Raw genomic sequence first — 16,715 nt, forward strand, 5'->3', positions numbered from 1 at the left:
GGCGTAGTTCCTCAGGGAGCCGGGGTCACACGGACGCCGAGATGGTCTGGATGACGCGGTCGCGTTCCGCGTCCTCGCCGTACGCGTCGAGGTGGATCTCTCCGGCGGCGAGTACGACGACCCGGTCGGCGATCTCGAGGATCTCGTCGACGTCGGCGGACAGGACGAGCACGGCGGCGCCCTCGGCGGCGAGGGCCCTGGCGCGGCGGCCGATGTCCCGGCGGGCACCGATGTCCACGCCTCGGAACGGCTCGTCCAGGATGAGGACGCGTGGGGTGCGGGCGAGCCAGCGGCCCACGACGACCTTCTGCTGGTTGCCGCCGGACAGCTCCTCCACGGTGCTGTGTTCGTCGCGGGCGACGACGCCGAGGGACTCGATGGTGTCGCGGCCGAGGGCGTCCTCCTTGGCCGTGTTCATCAGCCCCGTCCGGGACAGCGACTTCAGGAACGGCAGCGAGATGTTCTGGGCCAGCGACCAGCCGGGGACGAGCGCGTCGGCGTGCCGGTCCTCGGGGACCAGGTGGACGCCTACGCGGATCGCGTCGGAGGGCCTCTTCGGCGCGTACGGCTTGCCGTCCAGTTCGGCGGAACCGGTCGCGAAGGGCTCGGCGCCGAACAGGCCGCGGGCCAGCTCGGTCTTGCCGGCGCCCAACAGGCCTACGACACCGGTGACTTCGCCCGCGCGCAGGTCCAGCTCGAGAGGCTCGCGGCCCTCGAAGAGCCGTACGCCTCGCAGTGAGAGGACCACGTCGCCGCCAGTGCCCTCGCGCACGGGCCGCGCGGAAGTCGCCTCCTGTGCCTGGGCCAGCATCGCGCGCAGCGCCGCGTCCCAGTCGAAGGGCTTGGCCTGGTCCTCGGTGAGACGGCCGTCCCGCAGGACGACCAGGCGGTCGGCGAGGGCGTCGATCTCGCCGAGGCGGTGGGACACGTAGAGGACCGCGATGCCGTCGTCGCGCATCTTCTCGACGAGCGTGAAGAGGCGTTCGGCCTCGGCTGCGGACAGGGCCGAGGTCGGTTCGTCGAGGATGAGCAGGCGCGGGCGGGTGGCGAGGGCGCGGGCGAGGATCAGCAACTGGCGGTCGGAGAGGCCGAGTTCGGTGACGTCCCGGCGGAGCACCGAGTCGCTCCAGTCCAGGCCCAGGCCCGCCTGGATCTCGCGGGCGCGGGCCAGCAGTCGGCCGCCGTTCAGGAACGGGTTGCCGCGCGCCTGCGCCAGCTCCTCGGAGACCAGGTTCTCCGCGACGGAGAGGCCCGGCACGATGCCCTCGCCGATGCGCTGGTGGACCGTCTGGATGCCCAACTGGCGGGCGGCCAGCGGGGATTGCAGAGCGGCCGGTTCCCCTCCGACCCGTACCTCTCCCCCGTGATCCCTGTGCACGCCGGACAGGATCTTGATGAGCGTGGACTTTCCGGCGCCGTTCGCGCCGAGCAGCGCGACCACGCTGCCCGGGGCGATGTCGAGGGTGACGGAGGCGAGCACCGTCTTGCCGCCGAACGCCATGCTGACGTCGGTCAGGCTGACAGCGGTCTCCGTGCGGCCCGGGTCAGTGGGCGACATTCGAGATCCAGTCGGCGGTCGACACCTGCGACAGGTTCAGGGCGGGCAGCGCCTCCCGCAGCTGGTCCATGTTCTCGATCTTCTTCTCGCGCAGGAAGTCCTGGGTGATGGCGACGGCCGGGAACTCCACCGAGGTCCTGTTCAGCTGACCGGCCAGCTCAAGGGCGGTCGTACGGACGACCGCGGCGCCGACGGCGGAGGGGTCGGTGCCCGCCGTGGCGACCCAGGGGCTGCCGTCGGCGGTCATGTTCTGGATGTCGGCGTTGGAGACGTCCGCGCCGAAGACCTTCACCTTGTCCTGGAGCTTCTTGTTCTGGACGGCGAGGACGGTGCCCTTGGCGAGCTCGTCGTACGGGGCGAAGACGCCGGTGACGTCGGAGTGCTGGGTGAGGGCGGCGGAGACGAGGGGCACATTGTCCGTGGCCGTGGAGTCGGTCACCTTGCCGACCTTGAACTGCTGCTTCCAGCCCTGCGCGGCGACCTCCTTCGCCCAGACCGTGTTCCGCTTGTCGAGGGCGGCGTATCCGGCCACGTTGACGTAGCCGACCTTGGCGCCCTTGCCGACTTCCTTCGCCATCACGTCGAGGACCGCCTGGGCCATGCTCGCGTCGTTCTGCCTGGTGCTGACGACGCCCTTGGTGGCGGTCTCGACGTCGTAGACGACGACCTTGACGCCCTTCTTCACGGCCTTGTCGATCTCCGGCTGGATGGTGGCCGGAAATCCGTGGTCGACGATGATGGCCTGCGCGCCGGAGTTGATGGCCGAGGACAGGTCGGTGGCCTGCTTGGCGTTGTCGGCCTGGGCGTCGTACACGGTGAGGTCGATACCGAGGGCCTTGGCCTGCGCCTTGGCGCCGTTGCCCCACTGCTCGAAGTAGTCGCCGGCGCCGCTCTGCCGGACCAGGGCCACCTTGACGGGGCCCTTGCTGAAGGGGGCGGGCTTGGCGCCGGTGGCGGCCGCGGCCGAGGCGGCGGTGTTGCCGGAGCTCTTGGACGCGTCCGTGGACTGCGAGCAGCCGGCGAGGAGCAGGGCGGAGACGGAGGCGAGGGAGAGCGCGGCAAGGGGCAGGCGGACACGGGACATGGCGGGGCTCCAGGTATGGGGAGAGGGTGGGGAGTTGCTGGACCCGGAGCTGGGGACACCGATGTGCGGACGGCCGGTGCGCGGCCGAGGGCGACCCGCGAGTGCGCGGGGGAGCTCCGGTTGAGGTCAGCGACAGCTGGCTGTGGTCGACCGGAGCAAGTCCACGTACAGCCGCCGCACGAGCAGCAGCGTCTTCATACGGAGATCATGGGAACGTTTTCGGCCACTCGTCAAAGCGGAGCAAGCGGTTTCTCACCACGTGAGACAACGACTAGGTCACACCCTGTCGACACCTCGACCGAGCCCGGACGGAGTTACGATCACCGGACCGGCACCCCGAACCGGCACAGTGAGGCCCTGATGACGACACCCCGCGCGACAGCGATGCGCATGCCCCGCATGCTCTGCTGTCCCGGCGCGCGGTGTCGCGGCTGACCTACGCCCGATCAGCCTTCCGCCACTGCGCCCTTCCCCCCTCCCCTGCCGGGTGCTTGTCTCGGTACCCGGACCCACGTTCCAGACCCCCTTCCAGCTCCAGGAGTTGCCCCCATGACCCTGCTGACGACCTGGCCCGAGTCCGGACCGCAGACCCTGATCCGCCGCACCTCGGACCCCGCCGAGATCGCCGAGGCCCTCAAGCCGCTGGGCGTGCGCTACGAGCAGTGGCCGGTCCGCGAGGACGTCCCGTTCGACGCGGACAGCGACACCGTGTTCGCGGCGTACGGCCCGGAGATCGACCGGCTCAACGCCGAGGAGGGCTTCACCACCGTCGACGTCCTGGGCCTGCACCCCAGCGACGACCCGGAGTTCCCGGCGAAGGCGAAGGCGGCGCGCGAGAAGTTCCTCCAGGAGCACACGCACGACGACGATGACGAGGTGCGCTTCTTCGTCTCCGGTTCCGGCATCTTCTACCTCCATGTGAACGGTGAGGTGCACGCCGTCCTCTGCGAGAAGGGCGACCTGCTGGGCGTGCCGCGCGGCACGACGCACTGGTTCGACATGGGCACGAAGCCGCCCTTCACCGCGATCCGCTTCTTCCACGAGGAGGACGGCTGGATCGGCAACTTCACCGGTTCCACCATCGCCGGCCGCTTCCCGGACTACGACACGATCGCGGCCGGCTACGAGGCCGACAGGGCCGCGGCGTGACCGTGCGGGATCCCCGGTTGGGCTCGCAGGCCGTGGACGCCGTGGTGCTCGACATCGAGGGCACCACGAGCGCCACCGGGTTCGTCGTGGACGTGCTGTACCCCTACTCGCGCTCGCGGTTCGCGGCGCTGCTCGCCGAGCGGGGCGACGACCCGGAGGTGGCGCGGGCGGTCGCACAGGTGCGGGAGCTGACGGGCGACCCGGACGCCGACGCCGCGGCCGTCGAGAAGGCGCTCAACACCTGGCTGGACGAGGACCGCAAGGCCACCCCGCTGAAGACCCTCCAGGGCATCATCTGGTCCGAGGGCTTCGCCCGCGGTGACCTGGTGTCGCACTTCTACGACGACGTCGTACCGCGACTGCGCGCATGGCACGCGGCGGGCGTACGGCTGTACGTCTACTCGTCCGGTTCGGTGGCCGCCCAGCGGGCGTGGTTCACGAACAGCCCGGAGGGCGACCTGACGTCGCTCGTCTCCGGTCTGTACGACACCGAGAACGCGGGCCCCAAGCAGGAGCCGGAGTCGTACCGCCGTATCGCGGAGTCGACCGGCATCGAGCCCGCCCGTCTCCTCTTCCTCTCCGACCGCCCCGGCGAGCTGGACGCGGCCCGCGCGGCGGGCTGGCGGACGGTCGGCGTCCGGCGGCCCGGGGAGCCGTACTACGAGCAGGGCGTCGGCGACCACGCGCAGGCGGGGACGTTCGACGAGATCACCATCACCACTTCCGGGAGCAGCACGTGACCGCCGAGATCAGCCAACTCGACCTTGAGGAGGCGGGCGCGGTCCTTGCCGCCGAGTCCGCCCGGTTCGCCTCCTTCGGCTGGATGCGGGGCACCTCCGGCAACCTGTCCGTGGTGCTGACCCGCGACCCGCTGCGGCTCGCGGTCACGGCCAGCGGCCACGACAAGGGCGAACTGACGCCCGCGGACGTGGTGCTGGTCGACGGACAGGGTGCCGCGGTGCACGGCGGCAAGCCGTCCGCCGAGGCCGAACTGCACGCGCGCGTGGCCGCGCTGACCGGTGCCGGGGCCGTCGTCCATGTCCACACGGTCGCGTCCGTGGCCATGGGCCGCCGCGAGCCCGGCGGCATCGTCTTCAAGGACCTGGAGATGCTCAAGGGCGTCGGCCAGCCCGCCCACGACGTCGAGGTGGCCCTGCCGGTCATCGCGAACAGCCAGGACATGAAGATCCTCGGCGACCGGCTGGAGGCCGCGCGCGACCCCCGTATGCCCGCGGTCGTCGTGGCCGGACACGGACTGTACGTGTGGGGCGACAACCCGCGCCAGGCCCGGCACCACACCGAAGTGGTGGAGTGGCTGCTGGAGTTGGAGCTCACCCAGCGGTGACCCGTACGGCGGTCAGGGCGCCGTCGGGGGCAGCAGCGCCTCGCCGAGCCGCCGCCAGTGCTTCATCGCGGAGTCACCCGGCGGGGTGCCGATGACCTGTACGGCGACATGGTCGGCACCCGCCCGGACATGGCCGTGGAGCCTCTCCGCCACCGTGTCCAGGTCTCCCCAGAACACGAGGTCGTCCACGAGGCGGTCGCTGCCACCGTGTGCGATCTCGTCGTCCGTGTAGCCGAGACGGCGGAACTTGGCGATGTTGTACGAGGAGTTCAGGTACGGGTGCAGATGCTCGCGTGCCGTCGCGCGGGCCTTGTCGGGGTCCGGCTCGAAGAGCACCGCGTGCTCGACGCCGAGGAAGGCGTCGGGGCCGAGGATGTCCCTCGCCTGGGCGGTGTGGGCCGTGTTGACGTGGTAGGTGTGGGCGCCTGCGGAGCGGTCCCGGGCCAGGGCGATCATCTTGGGGCCGTAGGCGGCCAGGATGCGGCGGGCCGGCGTTCGCGGCGCGGGCACGGCTGCCTCCTTCGCGAGCGTGTCCAACTCGTCGAGGTACCCGGCCAGGGCGGCGAGGGGTTTGACGCCCGGCCGGTGCGCGCCGAATCCCAGACCCAGGACATGCCGTCCCGGATAGGCGTCGGCCAGCAGCGCGCTCGCGGCGTGGGTCGCGCCCGCCTCCCGCGACCAGATCTGGGCGATGCCGTTGACCACGTGCAGCCGCTCGGTCGAGGCGAGCAGATAGCCGGCCTGGGTGAGCGCCTCACGCCCGCCCACCTCGGGGAACCACACCGCCCGCCAGCCCAGTTGTTCCAGTTCCTGTACGGAGTCACGCACCCGCGCGGCGGGCTGGTGCTCGAAGTCGAAGGTGTAGATGCCGAAGGTCCCCAGATTCTCCATGCATCGAAATATTGCAGATTCTCGATATGAAGCGCAACAAGGTGGCCCTCGCACGCGCAGATCCAACCGCTAGAGGGTTCGCCCGAGTTGGGCCACCAGCCCGGCGATGCGCTCCTCGTCGCGCTTGTAGTGGGTCCACTTACCCACGCGCGTCGCCCGCACCAGCCCGGCCCGCTGAAGCTCGGCCATGTACGCCGACACCGTCGACTGGGCCAGCCCGGCCTTGGCCTGGATGTGGCTCACACAGACCCCGACCTCGGCCGGGTCCGCGATCGCCTCGTACTGCGAGAAGTGCCGCTCGGGCTCGCGCAGCCACACCAGCAGCTGCAGACGCACCGGGTTGGCCAGCGCCTTCAGGGCGCCGACCAGGTCGGCATCCGGGGAGGTCGCAGCGTCGGTCATGGGTTCGGAGTATAGGTCGGTGGCGTGGACCCGGGACGTCAGCGCAACCGCTCCCCCGGCAGCTCCCCCGCCGACACCTGAAGCACCCCGCGCTCGGTGACCAGCCCGGTCACCAGGCGCCCCGGCGTGACGTCGAACGCCGGGTTGTGGCCGCGCGAACCGGCCGGCGCCGTCCGTACGCCGCCCCACTCCAGCACCTCGTCCTCGCCCCGGAGTTCGATGTGGATGTCGTCGCCGGTCTTCGTGGCCAGGTCGACGGTCGTCGTGGGTGCCGCCACCAGGAACGGGATCCCGGCGTCCGCGCACGCGAGGGCGACACCCACGGTGCCGACCTTGTTCGCGGTGTCGCCGTTCGCGGCGATCCGGTCGGCGCCGACGATCGCCGCGTCGACCTCGCCGCGCAGGATGGTGCCGGCCGCGGCGCCGTCGGCCTGGACGTAGTGCGGGATGCCCTCCTGGACCAACTCCCAGGCCGTCAGGCGGGATCCCTGGAGCAGCGGGCGCGTCTCGTCGGCGTAGACGACCTCCAGGCGGCCACGCGCGTGCAGTTCGCGGATGACGCCGAGTGCCGTGCCCCAGCCGGCCGTGGCGAGGGCGCCGGTGTTGCAGTGGGTGAGGATGCGCAACGGCCGGTCCGCGCCGACGCGTTCGAGCAGCCAGTCGGCGCCGTACGCCCCCATGGCGCGGTTCGCCTCGATGTCCTCGCGCTGGACGGCGGCGGCCTCCTCCAGCACCGCGTCGAGGCCCTCGTCGAAGCGGGTCATCACGCGGTCCACGCACACCATGAGGTTGACCGCGGTGGGCCGGGCCTCGCGGACGCGGGCCACGGCCGCGCGTATCCCGTCGGCCGACCAGCCCTCCCGCTCGCCCTGGAGCAGCGCGAGGGCGACGCCGTAGGCCCCGGCGGCGCCGATCGCGGGCGCGCCGCGCACCACGAGTCGCCGGATCGCGTCCACCAGGGTGTCCACATCACGGACGTCCCTCGTCTCGGTGCGGTGTGGAAGCACGGTCTGGTCGATCAGCGCAAGGCTGGATCCGGTCCATTCGACGGCACGCAATTCCTCGGACATGGGCCGCACTTCCTGGGACATAAGGGGACACTCCTGCTGCTCCTGTGGGTGTTCGTCACCGTACATGACCTTGGGGAACCACAGTTCGAGACGGCCGAGCAGATGTCCGTACATCAGGTGTACAGTCCACCCACCCGCACAGCCCGCAGGCCGAGACGAGGAGGACGAGTGCTCCTCACCAAGCGCCGCTTCCTGGACTTCGGCCGCTGTGCCGGCGACTGCTGTCCCCGCTGAGCCGCCCCCACCTCAGCCTCTTTCCCGGCGACCGACGCCCGATCCGGACGCCTGATGCTCGTCGGCCCTCACCTCACGCGTTCACCGCCGAGCGCGCCTTGAAGTTGATGTCCGTCTCGGGCGCGCTCGCCGGACTGGTCGGAGCGATCGGGGTGTTGAGCTTCCCGTACCGCTTCGTCGACGGCTCGCTCACCGCGACCCCACGACGGCCGGCGCCGAGCGGGCCGTCCGCATGGCGACGATCGAGGGCGCGCGGGCGCTGGGGCTCGCGGACGAGCTGGGCTCGCTGGAGGCCGGCAAGCGGGCCGACCTGATCGTGCTCGACCTGAGCGCGCCGCATCTGCGTCCACTGCACGATCCGTGGTCCACGCCGGCGTACGCGGCGCACTCGGCGGACGTGCGGGACACGGTCGTCGACGGGCGGGTGCTGATGAGGGACCGGGCGCTGACGACGCCGGACGAGGAAGTGGTGATCGCCGACTTGGAGGCGCTCATCTGAACAGACCGCATAATGTGGCTGAGACGTCGGATGTCTCGCACGACATCCTGAACGACAGGGAGGGCGGCCATGGCAGTCACCGACGAGGCGATCGAGAAGATCAAGGGCATGATCGTCTCCGGCGCGCTGCGCCCCGGCGACCGGCTCCCCAAGGAGAGCGAGCTGGCCGCCGACCTCGGGCTGTCCCGCAACTCGCTGCGAGAGGCCGTGCGCGCGCTGTCACTGATCCGGATCCTGGACGTACGGCAGGGCGACGGCACCTATGTCACGAGCCTGGATCCGCAGCTGCTGCTGGAGGCGATGAGCTTCGTCGTCGATTTCCACCGCGACGACACGGTGCTGGAGTTCCTCGCCGTGCGCCGCATCCTGGAGCCGGCCGCGACGGCGATGGCCGCGTCCCGGATCAGCGAGCAGCAACTGAGCGCGCTGACGAACCAGTTGGACAAGCTCGGCAACGATCCGTCGGTGGAGGAGCTCGTCGCCTGTGACCTGGAGTTCCATCGGGGCATCGTGCAGAGCTCGGGGAACTCGGTGCTCTGTTCGCTCCTCGACGGTCTGTCGGGGCCGACGACTCGGGCGCGCATCTGGCGCGGGCTGACGCAGGAGGACGCGGTCAGCCGGACCCTGCACGAGCACCGGGCGATCCTGGCGGCGCTGCGGGACCGGGACGCGGAGGCGGCGAAGTCGTGGGCGACGGTGCACATCGCGAGCGTGGAGCAGTGGCTGCGGTCGACGCTGTGAGCCAGAGCGTGGACGACGGCGTGAGCCAGGGCGTGAACGAGGGCTCGGATGACCGCGGGGTGTTCCCCGGTGACGAACGGGGCAGTGATCCGTTCACTCCCCCGTGCAAGGGGGCTGCGGGCGCCCCCGCCGCACGCCGTAAGGTTGGGTGGTCAAGCGAGGGCACGTCGGAAGGAGGCACTGGGTGATCGAGCTCGAGGGGGTTCCCGAGCTGATCGACCCGGTCATGGTGGCCGCGTTCGAGGGCTGGAACGATGCCGGCGACGCCGCCTCCACCGCGGTCGCGCATCTGGACAAGGAGTGGAAGGGCGAGGTGTTCGCGGCGCTGGACGCCGAGGACTACTACGACTTCCAGGTGAACCGCCCCACGGTGTGGATGGACGCGGGTGTCCGCAAGATCACTTGGCCCACGACCAGGCTGTCGGTGGTCCGCGTCGGCGGCGAGAAGCCGCGTGATCTCGTACTCGTCCGAGGTATCGAACCGTCCATGCGCTGGCGCTCGTTCTGCAACGAGCTCCTCGGCTTCGCGCACGAGCTGGGCGTGGAGCTGGTGGTCATCCTGGGCGCCCTGCTCGGTGACACCCCGCACACGCGTCCGGTCCCGATCAGCGGGACCACGTCCGACGCGGACCTGGCCCAGCGGATGGACCTGGAGGAGACCAAGTACGAGGGCCCGACGGGCATCGTCGGCGTCCTCCAGGAGGCGTGCACGCACGCCGGTGTCCCGGCGGTGTCGCTGTGGGCGGCCGTACCGCACTACGTCTCGCAGCCGCCCAACCCGAAGGCGACGCTGGCCCTGCTCAACCGGCTGGAGGACCTGATCGACGTGCGCATCCCGCTGGGCGAGCTGCCCGAGGACGCGCGCGCCTGGCAGGTCGGCGTGGACCAGCTGGCCGCCGAGGACAGCGAGGTCGCCGAGTACGTCCAGTCGCTGGAGGAGGCCCGGGACACCGCGGAGCTGCCGGAGGCGTCGGGCGAGGCGATCGCCCGCGAGTTCGAGCGGTATCTGCGCAGACGGGACGGCGGCGGCCCGTCGGCCGGCGGGCACGCCACGGCGGACGGCGGGGAGTCCCCCGGCCCCTTCCGGCGGGACAACCCGAGCGGCCGCACGAAGCCGCCCAAGCCACCGAAGCCGGGCAACACGGACGACGACGAGTCGTCGGAGGACTGAGAAGAGGGCGGTGCGCGGACCGCGCACCGCCCTCCTTCGCCATACGGACAGGATCATCACGCGGGCAGGGTCACCACCCGGGCAGGATCGTTACGCCGGCACGGAGATCACGTCGTACGTCGTCTCCGGCGTCGGGGTCGTCGTGAAGCGCGCGTTGGGCAGGTAGAGGCGGCCCCGGTACGCGGCCGCCGTGGTCGGCACATCGAAGAGCGGTGCGGTGATACGGCGCTGGAAGACGCCGCAGCGGCCGTCGGCGGCGAGCCGGAACACGTCGATCGCGTTCTGCCGGTTCTGGACGACGTACAGCGTGCGTCCGGTCAGCAGCAGTCCGTCACCGTTGGTGAGCGGGGCCGCGTCGCCGAGGTCGACGAGCCGGGTGACGCCGGTGCGCGGGTTCACCCGGTGCAGGCCGCCGACCCCGGACTGCACGACCAGCAGCGCGGAGCCGTCGGGGGTGCTCGTGATGCCGTTGGCGTTCACGATCTCGCCGGGGACCTGGCTCCAGTCGCCGCTCAGCGTGATCGTCACGACGTCGTCCACGTCCGGCAGTCCGCCGTGCCGGCCGAGCGGCAGGGCGTACAGCGCGGGCTGGTGGGAGTCGGTGAACCAGGCCGCGCGCGGGGTCAGGAACACGTCGTTGGCGAAGGTCGGGGCCGCCGTGGTGAGGACGTACGAGGCGAGGATCTCGCCGGTGCGGGCGTCCACGACACGGGCGCCCTGGCCGCGTCCGGCGACGAACAGGCGTCCCCGGTGATCGAGTTTGAGGCCGACCGAGGGCGTGCCGGGTCCGGCCGAGATGATGCCGCCCTCGCCGGTGCGCAGGTCGGCGCGGTAGATCGAGCCGTCGCCGAGCGAGCCGAGGTAGGCGTACGGTCCGCCGCCGATGGTGATGCCCTCCGGGCGGAAGCCGTTCGGGAGGTGGATCACGTCGGGCCGGGTCTTTCCGGCCGCGACGGCGGGGGTGCCCGCCGACCCGACGAGCACGGCACCCGCGGTGGCGGCGCCGGCCGTGAGGAGTCCCCGGCGGGTGAGATGAGGTGCGAAGGAGCGGCGTTCGGGGGCCACTGTGCGTCCTTCCGCGGACAGGACCGGCCAACAGCTGGTCCAACGGTCAACTGACTCCTTCACCCCACCACACGCCGGGCGCCGCCGCAGCCGTAGACAGTCTCTCGACAGCGACTGGCCACATCTGGCCCGATTGTGGCGTGCCATATCTTTCAGGACGGAATGCACACGTTGCCCAATTCAACTTGTTCCAAACCGACTTGGCGAAATAAGTCTGGACGGACCGGGCCGCGCGTGCTTGGTTGTCCTGCGAAGGCGCGCCGCACCACCCGCACTTGGTACCCACAGGAACCGAAGGGAGCGGCAGACGATGACCGACCAGGCAGAGCCGGCGCAGGGCCCGGGAGCGTCCGGGCCGGGGCCCGACGGAGCGGGATTCACCTATCGAGGAGCCGAGCAGGAACTGATCGTCGTCGCCCGCCCGGAGGCCCGGCTGCGGGCCCGGGCCGAGGGCGTCCGGTCGGCGGCGGGCGCCGATGTGTCGGCCCTCGACATGTTCCTCAGCGACGAACAACTCACGCTGGAGCCGCTGTTCGGCAGCGAGGAGCGGCTGCGGCAGGCCGCGCCGCAATCCGCCGCCGAGGAGGTGCCCGACCTCGCGCTGTTCTACCGGGTGCGCGGCGGGGAGAGCCGGGCCGAGGAGCTGCGGGCCCGTATCGCCGCGTTGCCGGGGATCGACACGGCGTATGTGAAGCCGGGTGCGGTGCCGGCCTCGTTCGGGCAGGTCGGGGAGGACAGCGGGCGCCTGAAGGAGGGCTCGCCGGTCACGCCCGACTACAGCGGCCGGCAGGGCTATCTGCGGCCCGCGCCCGAGGGCGTGGACGCGCGGTGGGCCTGGCAGCGGCCCGGCGGCACCGGTCAGGGCGTGACCGTGATCGACGTGGAGGGCTCCTGGCAGCTGGGCCACGAGGACCTCGCCGCCAAGCTGGCCGGCGTCGTCGTCGGCACCCCGCTGGCCGACCTCGCCTGGCGCAACCACGGCACCGCCGTGATCGGCGTGATCGGCGGCGATCGCACCGAGTACGGCGTCACCGGCATCGCGCCGGACACGGTGACCGCGGCCGCCTCCTTCCAGGGCATCGGCACGGCGGCCGCGATCCACGCGGCGGCCGACCGGCTGGGCCCCGGCGACATCGTGCTGATCGAACTGCACCGCCCGGGGCCCCGGTTCGAGTACGCCGAGCGCGACGACCAGCGCGGCTACATCCCGCTCGAATGGTGGCCGGACGACCTCGCCGCCGTTCGCCACGCCACCGCCAAGGGCGTCCTCGTGGTCGCCGCCGCGGGCAACGGCGCCGAGTCGCTCGACGACGCGGTCTACGAACGCCGCCCGGACGGCTTCCCCGAGTCGTGGCGCAACCCGTTCAACCCGTCCAACCCGTCCTCCGGTGCCGTCCTGGTCGGCGCGGGCGCCCCGCCGCCCGGCACGCACGGCCGCGACCACGGCCCGGACCGCTCACGGCTCGCGTTCTCCAACTACGGCGCCCGCGTGGACGCCCAGGGCTGGGGGCACGAGGTCACGACCACCGGCGGCTTCTGGGACAAGCCCGGCGATCTGCAGGGCGGACCCGAGGAGATCGCCTGGTACACCGACACGTTCTCGGGGACGTCGTCCGCCTCTCCGGTCGTGGTCGGCGCGCTGGCCGCGCTGCAGGGCATGCTGAAGGCGGCCGGCCGGCAGCCGATGTCCCCGGAACGTGCGCGCGAGGTGCTGCGGGCGACGGGTTCCCCACAGCAGGACGCCCCGGGCCGGCCCGCCTCCCAGCGCATCGGCAGCCGGCCCGACATCAAGGCGGCGGTCACCCGTCTGGTGCCGCAGGCGGTCGGCTCCGGTGTCGCCGAACGCTACTGGGACGAGCTCCTGCCGTACCCACGCGAACTCCCGCCCAGGCTCCGGCTGTTCGTGGCCGGCGGCTGGCGGAACCTCAACCATCCGTCCCCGGACATCCGCCAGGCGGTCCATACCGCCTTCGCGGGGGGACGGCCCGAAGTCCGAGTGTGGTTCTCGGACGACGAGATCGTCGGCCTGGTGATCACCGGCTGACGCAGCCCATCACATCAAGGGAAGGTGACACCCGTATGAGCACCACCCCGCAGATGAGTCACATGGGACAGCAGCAAGGCCAGCAGTTCCCCAGCACGTCTCCGTACCAGCAGCAGCCGTACCAGCAGCAACCGATCGGGCAGCAGCAGGACTACGGCCGGCAGGGCCTCGGCCAGCAGCAGCCGTACGGCATGGGCACGAGCGGCTCGCTGGAGCAGCTCCAGCAGCTGGGCCAGCAGCAGCCGTACCAGCAACTGCTTCAGCAGCTGGGCCAGCAGCAGCTCGGCGGCCCGCAGCAGGACCAGCAGGCGCAGCAGAACGAGCAGCAGATGCAGCAGCAGTTGCAGCAGGTCGCGCTGGCGGCGGTGCAGCAGGTCGCCCAGCAGGTCCAGGCGCAGGCTCTGGCCTCCGGTGTGGCGAACGGCTTCATCGACATCGTCCACCCGCTCCAGGGGCAGCCGCATCAGATCTTCCTGCGCATCAACAACCAGTTCCGGGTCCTCAACAACCCGAACCCGCAGATCCACCAGCAGATCCAGCAGGCGTTCGCGTTCGGCCACCAGGTGATCGGCATCTGGGACACCCAGTCGCCGAGCGTGCTGCGCAGCGTCCGGATCCAGCGCCTCTGACGGGCACCTGAACGAACGGATCGGGGCGCTTTCTCCCGTCGGGAGGAAGCGCCCCTCTGTCGGTCTCGGATCCTTACAGGGCCACGCCCAGCAGCGCGTCCACGGCTCGCGACACGACACCGGGGGCGCCGATGTCCGTACCGCCGCTCTCCTGCTGAGCGGCGGCCCAGCGGTCGACGGCCTCCAGCGCCGTCGGGGCGTCCAGGTCGTTCGCGAGGGCCTCGCGGATCTCCTCGACGAGCGCCTCGGCGGGCGGCCCGTCGGGCCGGGACACGGCGGCGCGCCAGCGGTCGAGGCGGGCGACGGCGTCCTGGAGCACCTGGTCGGTCCACTCCCAGTCGGCCCGGTAGTGGTGGGCGAGGAGGGCGAGCCGGATGGCGGCGGGGTCGACGCCCTCGCGGCGCAGCTGCGAGACGAAGACCAGGTTCCCCTTGGACTTGGACATCTTCTCGCCGTGCAGCGCGACCATGCCCGCGTGGACGTACGCCTTGGCCATGGGGAACTCGCCGGTCAGCACCTGGGCGTGGGAGGCGCCCATCTCGTGGTGCGGGAAGGCGAGGTCGGAGCCGCCGCCCTGGACGTCGAAGCCCATGCCGAGGTGGTCGAGGGCGATGGCGACGCACTCGATGTGCCAGCCGGGCCGGCCGCGGCCGAGCGAACCGCCGTCCCAGCTGGGCTCGCCCGGGCGGGCGGCCATCCACAGCATCGGGTCGAGGGGGTTCTTCTTGCCCGCACGGTCCGGGTCGCCGCCGCGCTCGGCGGACAGCAGCCGCATGGCGGCGGCGTCGAGGCCCGAGACCTTGCCGAAGTTCGGGTCGGACTCGACGGAGAAGTAGGTGTCGCCGTCGAGTTCGTAGGCGGCCCCGGCGTCCCGCAGGCGCTCGACGAGCGGCACGATGCCGGGTATCGCCTCGACCGCGCCGATGTAGTGCTGCGGGGGCAGCATGCGCAGGGCGGTCATGTCCTCGCGGAAGAGGGCGGTCTCCTTCTCGGCGAGGGCCGCCCAGTCGATGTTGTCGCGCTCGGCCCGCTCCAGGAGCGGATCGTCGACGTCCGTGACGTTCTGGACGTAGTGAACCTGCCGCTTGGTGTCGAGCCACACGCGCTGCACGAGGTCGAACGCGTTGTAGGTCGCCGCGTGACCCAGGTGGGTCGCGTCGTACGGGGTGATGCCGCAGACGTAGATACGGGCGACGGGACCGGGGTCGAGGGTGACCAGACCGCCGGTCGCGGTGTCGTGGATCCTCAGGTCGCGGCCCTGACCAGGCAGGGCGGGGACCTCAGAAGCGGGCCAGGCATACATGTCATGAGCCTAACCGGACGGATGTTCCGGATACGAACCGGACCAGGCCGGATGGCCGGTAAGGCCTTCTTGCGCGATACGGCACTTCATGCAGTGTCCCGCTAAACGGGCGGCCACGGAATGGCCGGCCACTCCCCGCTCGGTTCCGGATGCTTCCCGGACACCAGAAGCGCCTGCACACGCGCGCGTGCGGCCTCCACCTCGGCGGCGGTGATCAGCGCGGCCAGGCGCACGGCCAGGTCTGCGCCCTCCTTCAGCCCCTCCCGCAGGGCGCCGAGCACCTCGACGGCCTCCGCGGTGAGCGGCTCCCCCGCCCACCCCCACAGCAGCGTCCGCAGCTTGTTCTCGACGTTGAACGTGACGCCGTGGTCGATGCCGTACAGCCGGCCGGCCTCGGTGGGCAGCAGGTGCCCGCCCTTGCGGTCGGCGTTGTTGATCACGGCGTCCAGGACGGCCATGCGCCGCAGCCGCTCGTCGTCGGCGTGCACCAGCAGCGCGGTCTTTCCCTCGCCGACCTCGGCGAACCCGATCGCCTTCCAGCCGGGCTCGGGCTCCTCGCCGTCGACCAGGGCGAGCAGCCCGGCCTCGGGCGTCGCCTCGATCCACAGCTGGACCATGCCCTCGCCGTACGGCCCGTCCCGCAGCACGGTGGGCGGTACGAGCCCCCAGCCGGTCGCCTCGGAGACCTCGTACGCGGCGACCTCGCGCTGCGCGAGCGTCCCGTCGGGGAAGTCCCACAGCGGCCGCTCACCGGCGACCGGCTTGTACACGCAGGACGCCTCCTGCCCCTCGTGCGCGACCGTGCAGAACAGCGCGGCGTTGGACGCCTCGCGGATGCGTCCGCGCACCGTCAGCTCGCCCTCGGTGAGCAGCTCCACCGAGGTCACGCTCCGCGGCGGTATCCGTTCTGGCGCGGACATACGTGTCCTTCCGGGTCGAGCGGGAGGCTGCACAGCGGGCACGGCGGCCGCCCGGCGTTGACGACGTCCAGGGCACGCTTGGCGAAGGCCCTCGCCTGCGCGCCGGTGAGCCGGACCCGCAGCATCGGGGGCCCGTTCTCCTCGTCCTGGAGGAGCCGCTCCTCGGCCTCGGCGAGGTCCTCCTCGGAGTCGGCGTCGAGCTCCACGAGGGCCTGCGCCTCGACGATCATGCGCTGTTCCTCGCCGTCCCAGGCCAGCGCCATGGTGCCGACGCGGAACTCCTCCTCGACGGGGCTGTCCAGCGGGCCGGTGTCGGCGACCTCGGTGGGCGCCACGGCGGGGACGGCGGCGCTGCCGCCACTACGCCGTACGACCTCGTCGAGCAGTTCGTCCATGCGCTCGGCGAGGGCGGCGACCTGGGTCTTCTCCAGGGCCACGCTGGTCACCCGGGAGCCTGCGGTGGCCTGGAGGAAGAACGTACGGCGCCCGGGCAGTCCGACCGTACCGGCCACGAAGCGGTCCGGGGGGTCGTAGAGGAACACCTGACGGGACACGTCCTGTCTCCATTGGAATCGTGAGTACGGCGACAACTGGGAACGGCGGGATCGAC

16 protein-coding genes and 1 pseudogene are annotated in these 16,715 nt (G+C 71.4%); 8 read left to right on the forward strand and 9 right to left on the reverse strand.

Features of this window, described 5'->3' with window-relative positions; translation table 11 throughout:
- Positions 1-25: 25 nt before the first annotated feature.
- Positions 26-1,558 (reverse strand): sugar ABC transporter ATP-binding protein, encoded by a 1,533-nt coding sequence (locus tag ABIE67_RS10425; protein WP_370256013.1) that lies wholly within the window; start codon positions 1,556-1,558, stop codon positions 26-28.
- Positions 1,545-2,642 (reverse strand): substrate-binding domain-containing protein, encoded by a 1,098-nt coding sequence (locus ABIE67_RS10430; RefSeq protein WP_370256014.1) that lies wholly within the window; start codon positions 2,640-2,642, stop codon positions 1,545-1,547. Before ABIE67_RS10430 ends, ABIE67_RS10425 begins: the two co-directional genes overlap by 14 nt.
- A 549-nt stretch (positions 2,643-3,191) precedes the next feature.
- Between ABIE67_RS10430 and ABIE67_RS10435 the strand changes: the two genes are divergently transcribed.
- Genes ABIE67_RS10435 through mtnB form a run of 3 tightly spaced genes read left to right on the forward strand, consistent with a single transcriptional unit; the run spans position 3,192 to position 5,136 of the window.
- Positions 3,192-3,791 carry an acireductone dioxygenase gene (locus ABIE67_RS10435; RefSeq protein WP_370256015.1) on the forward strand — a complete coding sequence of 200 codons (600 nt, stop codon included), beginning with the start codon at positions 3,192-3,194 and terminating at the stop codon, positions 3,789-3,791.
- The gene (gene mtnC / locus ABIE67_RS10440; RefSeq protein WP_370256016.1) at positions 3,788-4,531 is read left to right on the forward strand and encodes an acireductone synthase; all 744 of its coding nucleotides are present in this window, start codon (positions 3,788-3,790) and stop codon (positions 4,529-4,531) included. The genes ABIE67_RS10435 and mtnC overlap by 4 nt, the downstream gene beginning before the upstream one ends.
- The gene (gene mtnB / locus ABIE67_RS10445; protein ID WP_370256017.1) at positions 4,528-5,136 is read left to right on the forward strand and encodes a methylthioribulose 1-phosphate dehydratase; all 609 of its coding nucleotides are present in this window, start codon (positions 4,528-4,530) and stop codon (positions 5,134-5,136) included. The genes mtnC and mtnB overlap by 4 nt, the downstream gene beginning before the upstream one ends.
- Positions 5,137-5,148: 12 nt before the next feature.
- On the opposite strand, the gene ABIE67_RS10450 is transcribed toward mtnB, so the two are convergent.
- The 3 genes from ABIE67_RS10450 to mtnA all read right to left on the reverse strand — a co-directional run bounded on the left by ABIE67_RS10450 (position 5,149) and on the right by mtnA (position 7,499).
- Complete coding sequence (locus ABIE67_RS10450; RefSeq protein ID WP_370256018.1) at positions 5,149-6,027, reverse strand: TIGR03620 family F420-dependent LLM class oxidoreductase; 879 nt, start codon at positions 6,025-6,027, stop codon at positions 5,149-5,151.
- 69 nt (positions 6,028-6,096) lie between these two features.
- Positions 6,097-6,429 (reverse strand): ArsR/SmtB family transcription factor, encoded by a 333-nt coding sequence (locus tag ABIE67_RS10455; RefSeq protein ID WP_370256019.1) that lies wholly within the window; start codon positions 6,427-6,429, stop codon positions 6,097-6,099.
- Between the two features lie 38 nt (positions 6,430-6,467).
- Positions 6,468-7,499, reverse strand: coding sequence for an S-methyl-5-thioribose-1-phosphate isomerase (gene mtnA, locus ABIE67_RS10460; RefSeq protein ID WP_370268433.1), 1,032 nt, complete (start codon positions 7,497-7,499; stop codon positions 6,468-6,470).
- 430 nt (positions 7,500-7,929) lie between these two features.
- On the opposite strand from mtnA, the pseudogene ABIE67_RS10465 reads away from it, so the two are divergent.
- The 3 genes and pseudogenes from ABIE67_RS10465 to ABIE67_RS10475 form a co-directional block, all read left to right on the forward strand.
- Positions 7,930-8,232 (forward strand): annotated as a pseudogene (locus ABIE67_RS10465) (amidohydrolase family protein); the annotation flags it as partial.
- A gap of 69 nt (positions 8,233-8,301) precedes the next feature.
- Positions 8,302-8,973: a FadR/GntR family transcriptional regulator gene (locus ABIE67_RS10470; protein WP_370256020.1), complete on the forward strand. Its 672-nt coding sequence runs from the start codon at positions 8,302-8,304 to the stop codon at positions 8,971-8,973.
- Positions 8,974-9,157: 184 nt separating this feature from the next.
- Positions 9,158-10,144 (forward strand): PAC2 family protein, encoded by a 987-nt coding sequence (locus ABIE67_RS10475; protein WP_370256021.1) that lies wholly within the window; start codon positions 9,158-9,160, stop codon positions 10,142-10,144.
- 90 nt (positions 10,145-10,234) lie between these two features.
- Here ABIE67_RS10475 and ABIE67_RS10480 read toward each other — a convergent pair whose 3' ends face one another.
- Complete coding sequence (locus ABIE67_RS10480) at positions 10,235-11,209, reverse strand: SMP-30/gluconolactonase/LRE family protein (protein ID WP_370256022.1); 975 nt, start codon at positions 11,207-11,209, stop codon at positions 10,235-10,237.
- Between the two features lie 310 nt (positions 11,210-11,519).
- Between ABIE67_RS10480 and ABIE67_RS10485 the strand changes: the two genes are divergently transcribed.
- Entirely contained in the window at positions 11,520-13,253 is a 1,734-nt protein-coding gene (locus ABIE67_RS10485) for a S8 family peptidase (protein WP_370256023.1), read from the forward strand.
- Between the two features lie 35 nt (positions 13,254-13,288).
- A complete protein-coding gene (locus ABIE67_RS10490) occupies positions 13,289-13,882 on the forward strand; it encodes a hypothetical protein (RefSeq protein WP_370256024.1) in 594 nt (197 codons plus the stop codon).
- A 73-nt stretch (positions 13,883-13,955) separates the two neighbouring features.
- Here the strand turns inward: ABIE67_RS10490 and mshC are convergent, their stop codons facing one another.
- The 3 genes from mshC to ABIE67_RS10505 all read right to left on the reverse strand — a co-directional run bounded on the left by mshC (position 13,956) and on the right by ABIE67_RS10505 (position 16,659).
- A complete protein-coding gene (gene mshC / locus ABIE67_RS10495) occupies positions 13,956-15,185 on the reverse strand; it encodes a cysteine--1-D-myo-inosityl 2-amino-2-deoxy-alpha-D-glucopyranoside ligase (protein ID WP_370256025.1) in 1,230 nt (409 codons plus the stop codon).
- 101 nt (positions 15,186-15,286) lie between these two features.
- Complete coding sequence (locus tag ABIE67_RS10500; RefSeq protein ID WP_370256026.1) at positions 15,287-16,105, reverse strand: SCO1664 family protein; 819 nt, start codon at positions 16,103-16,105, stop codon at positions 15,287-15,289.
- Positions 16,069-16,659, reverse strand: a complete 591-nt coding sequence (locus ABIE67_RS10505; protein ID WP_370256027.1) for a DUF3090 domain-containing protein — start codon at positions 16,657-16,659, stop codon at positions 16,069-16,071. The genes ABIE67_RS10500 and ABIE67_RS10505 overlap by 37 nt, the downstream gene beginning before the upstream one ends.
- Positions 16,660-16,715: the final 56 nt, after the last annotated feature.

Origin of the sequence: Streptomyces sp. V4I8 (assembly GCF_041261225.1) — a bacterium.
Taxonomy (GTDB): domain Bacteria; phylum Actinomycetota; class Actinomycetes; order Streptomycetales; family Streptomycetaceae; genus Streptomyces.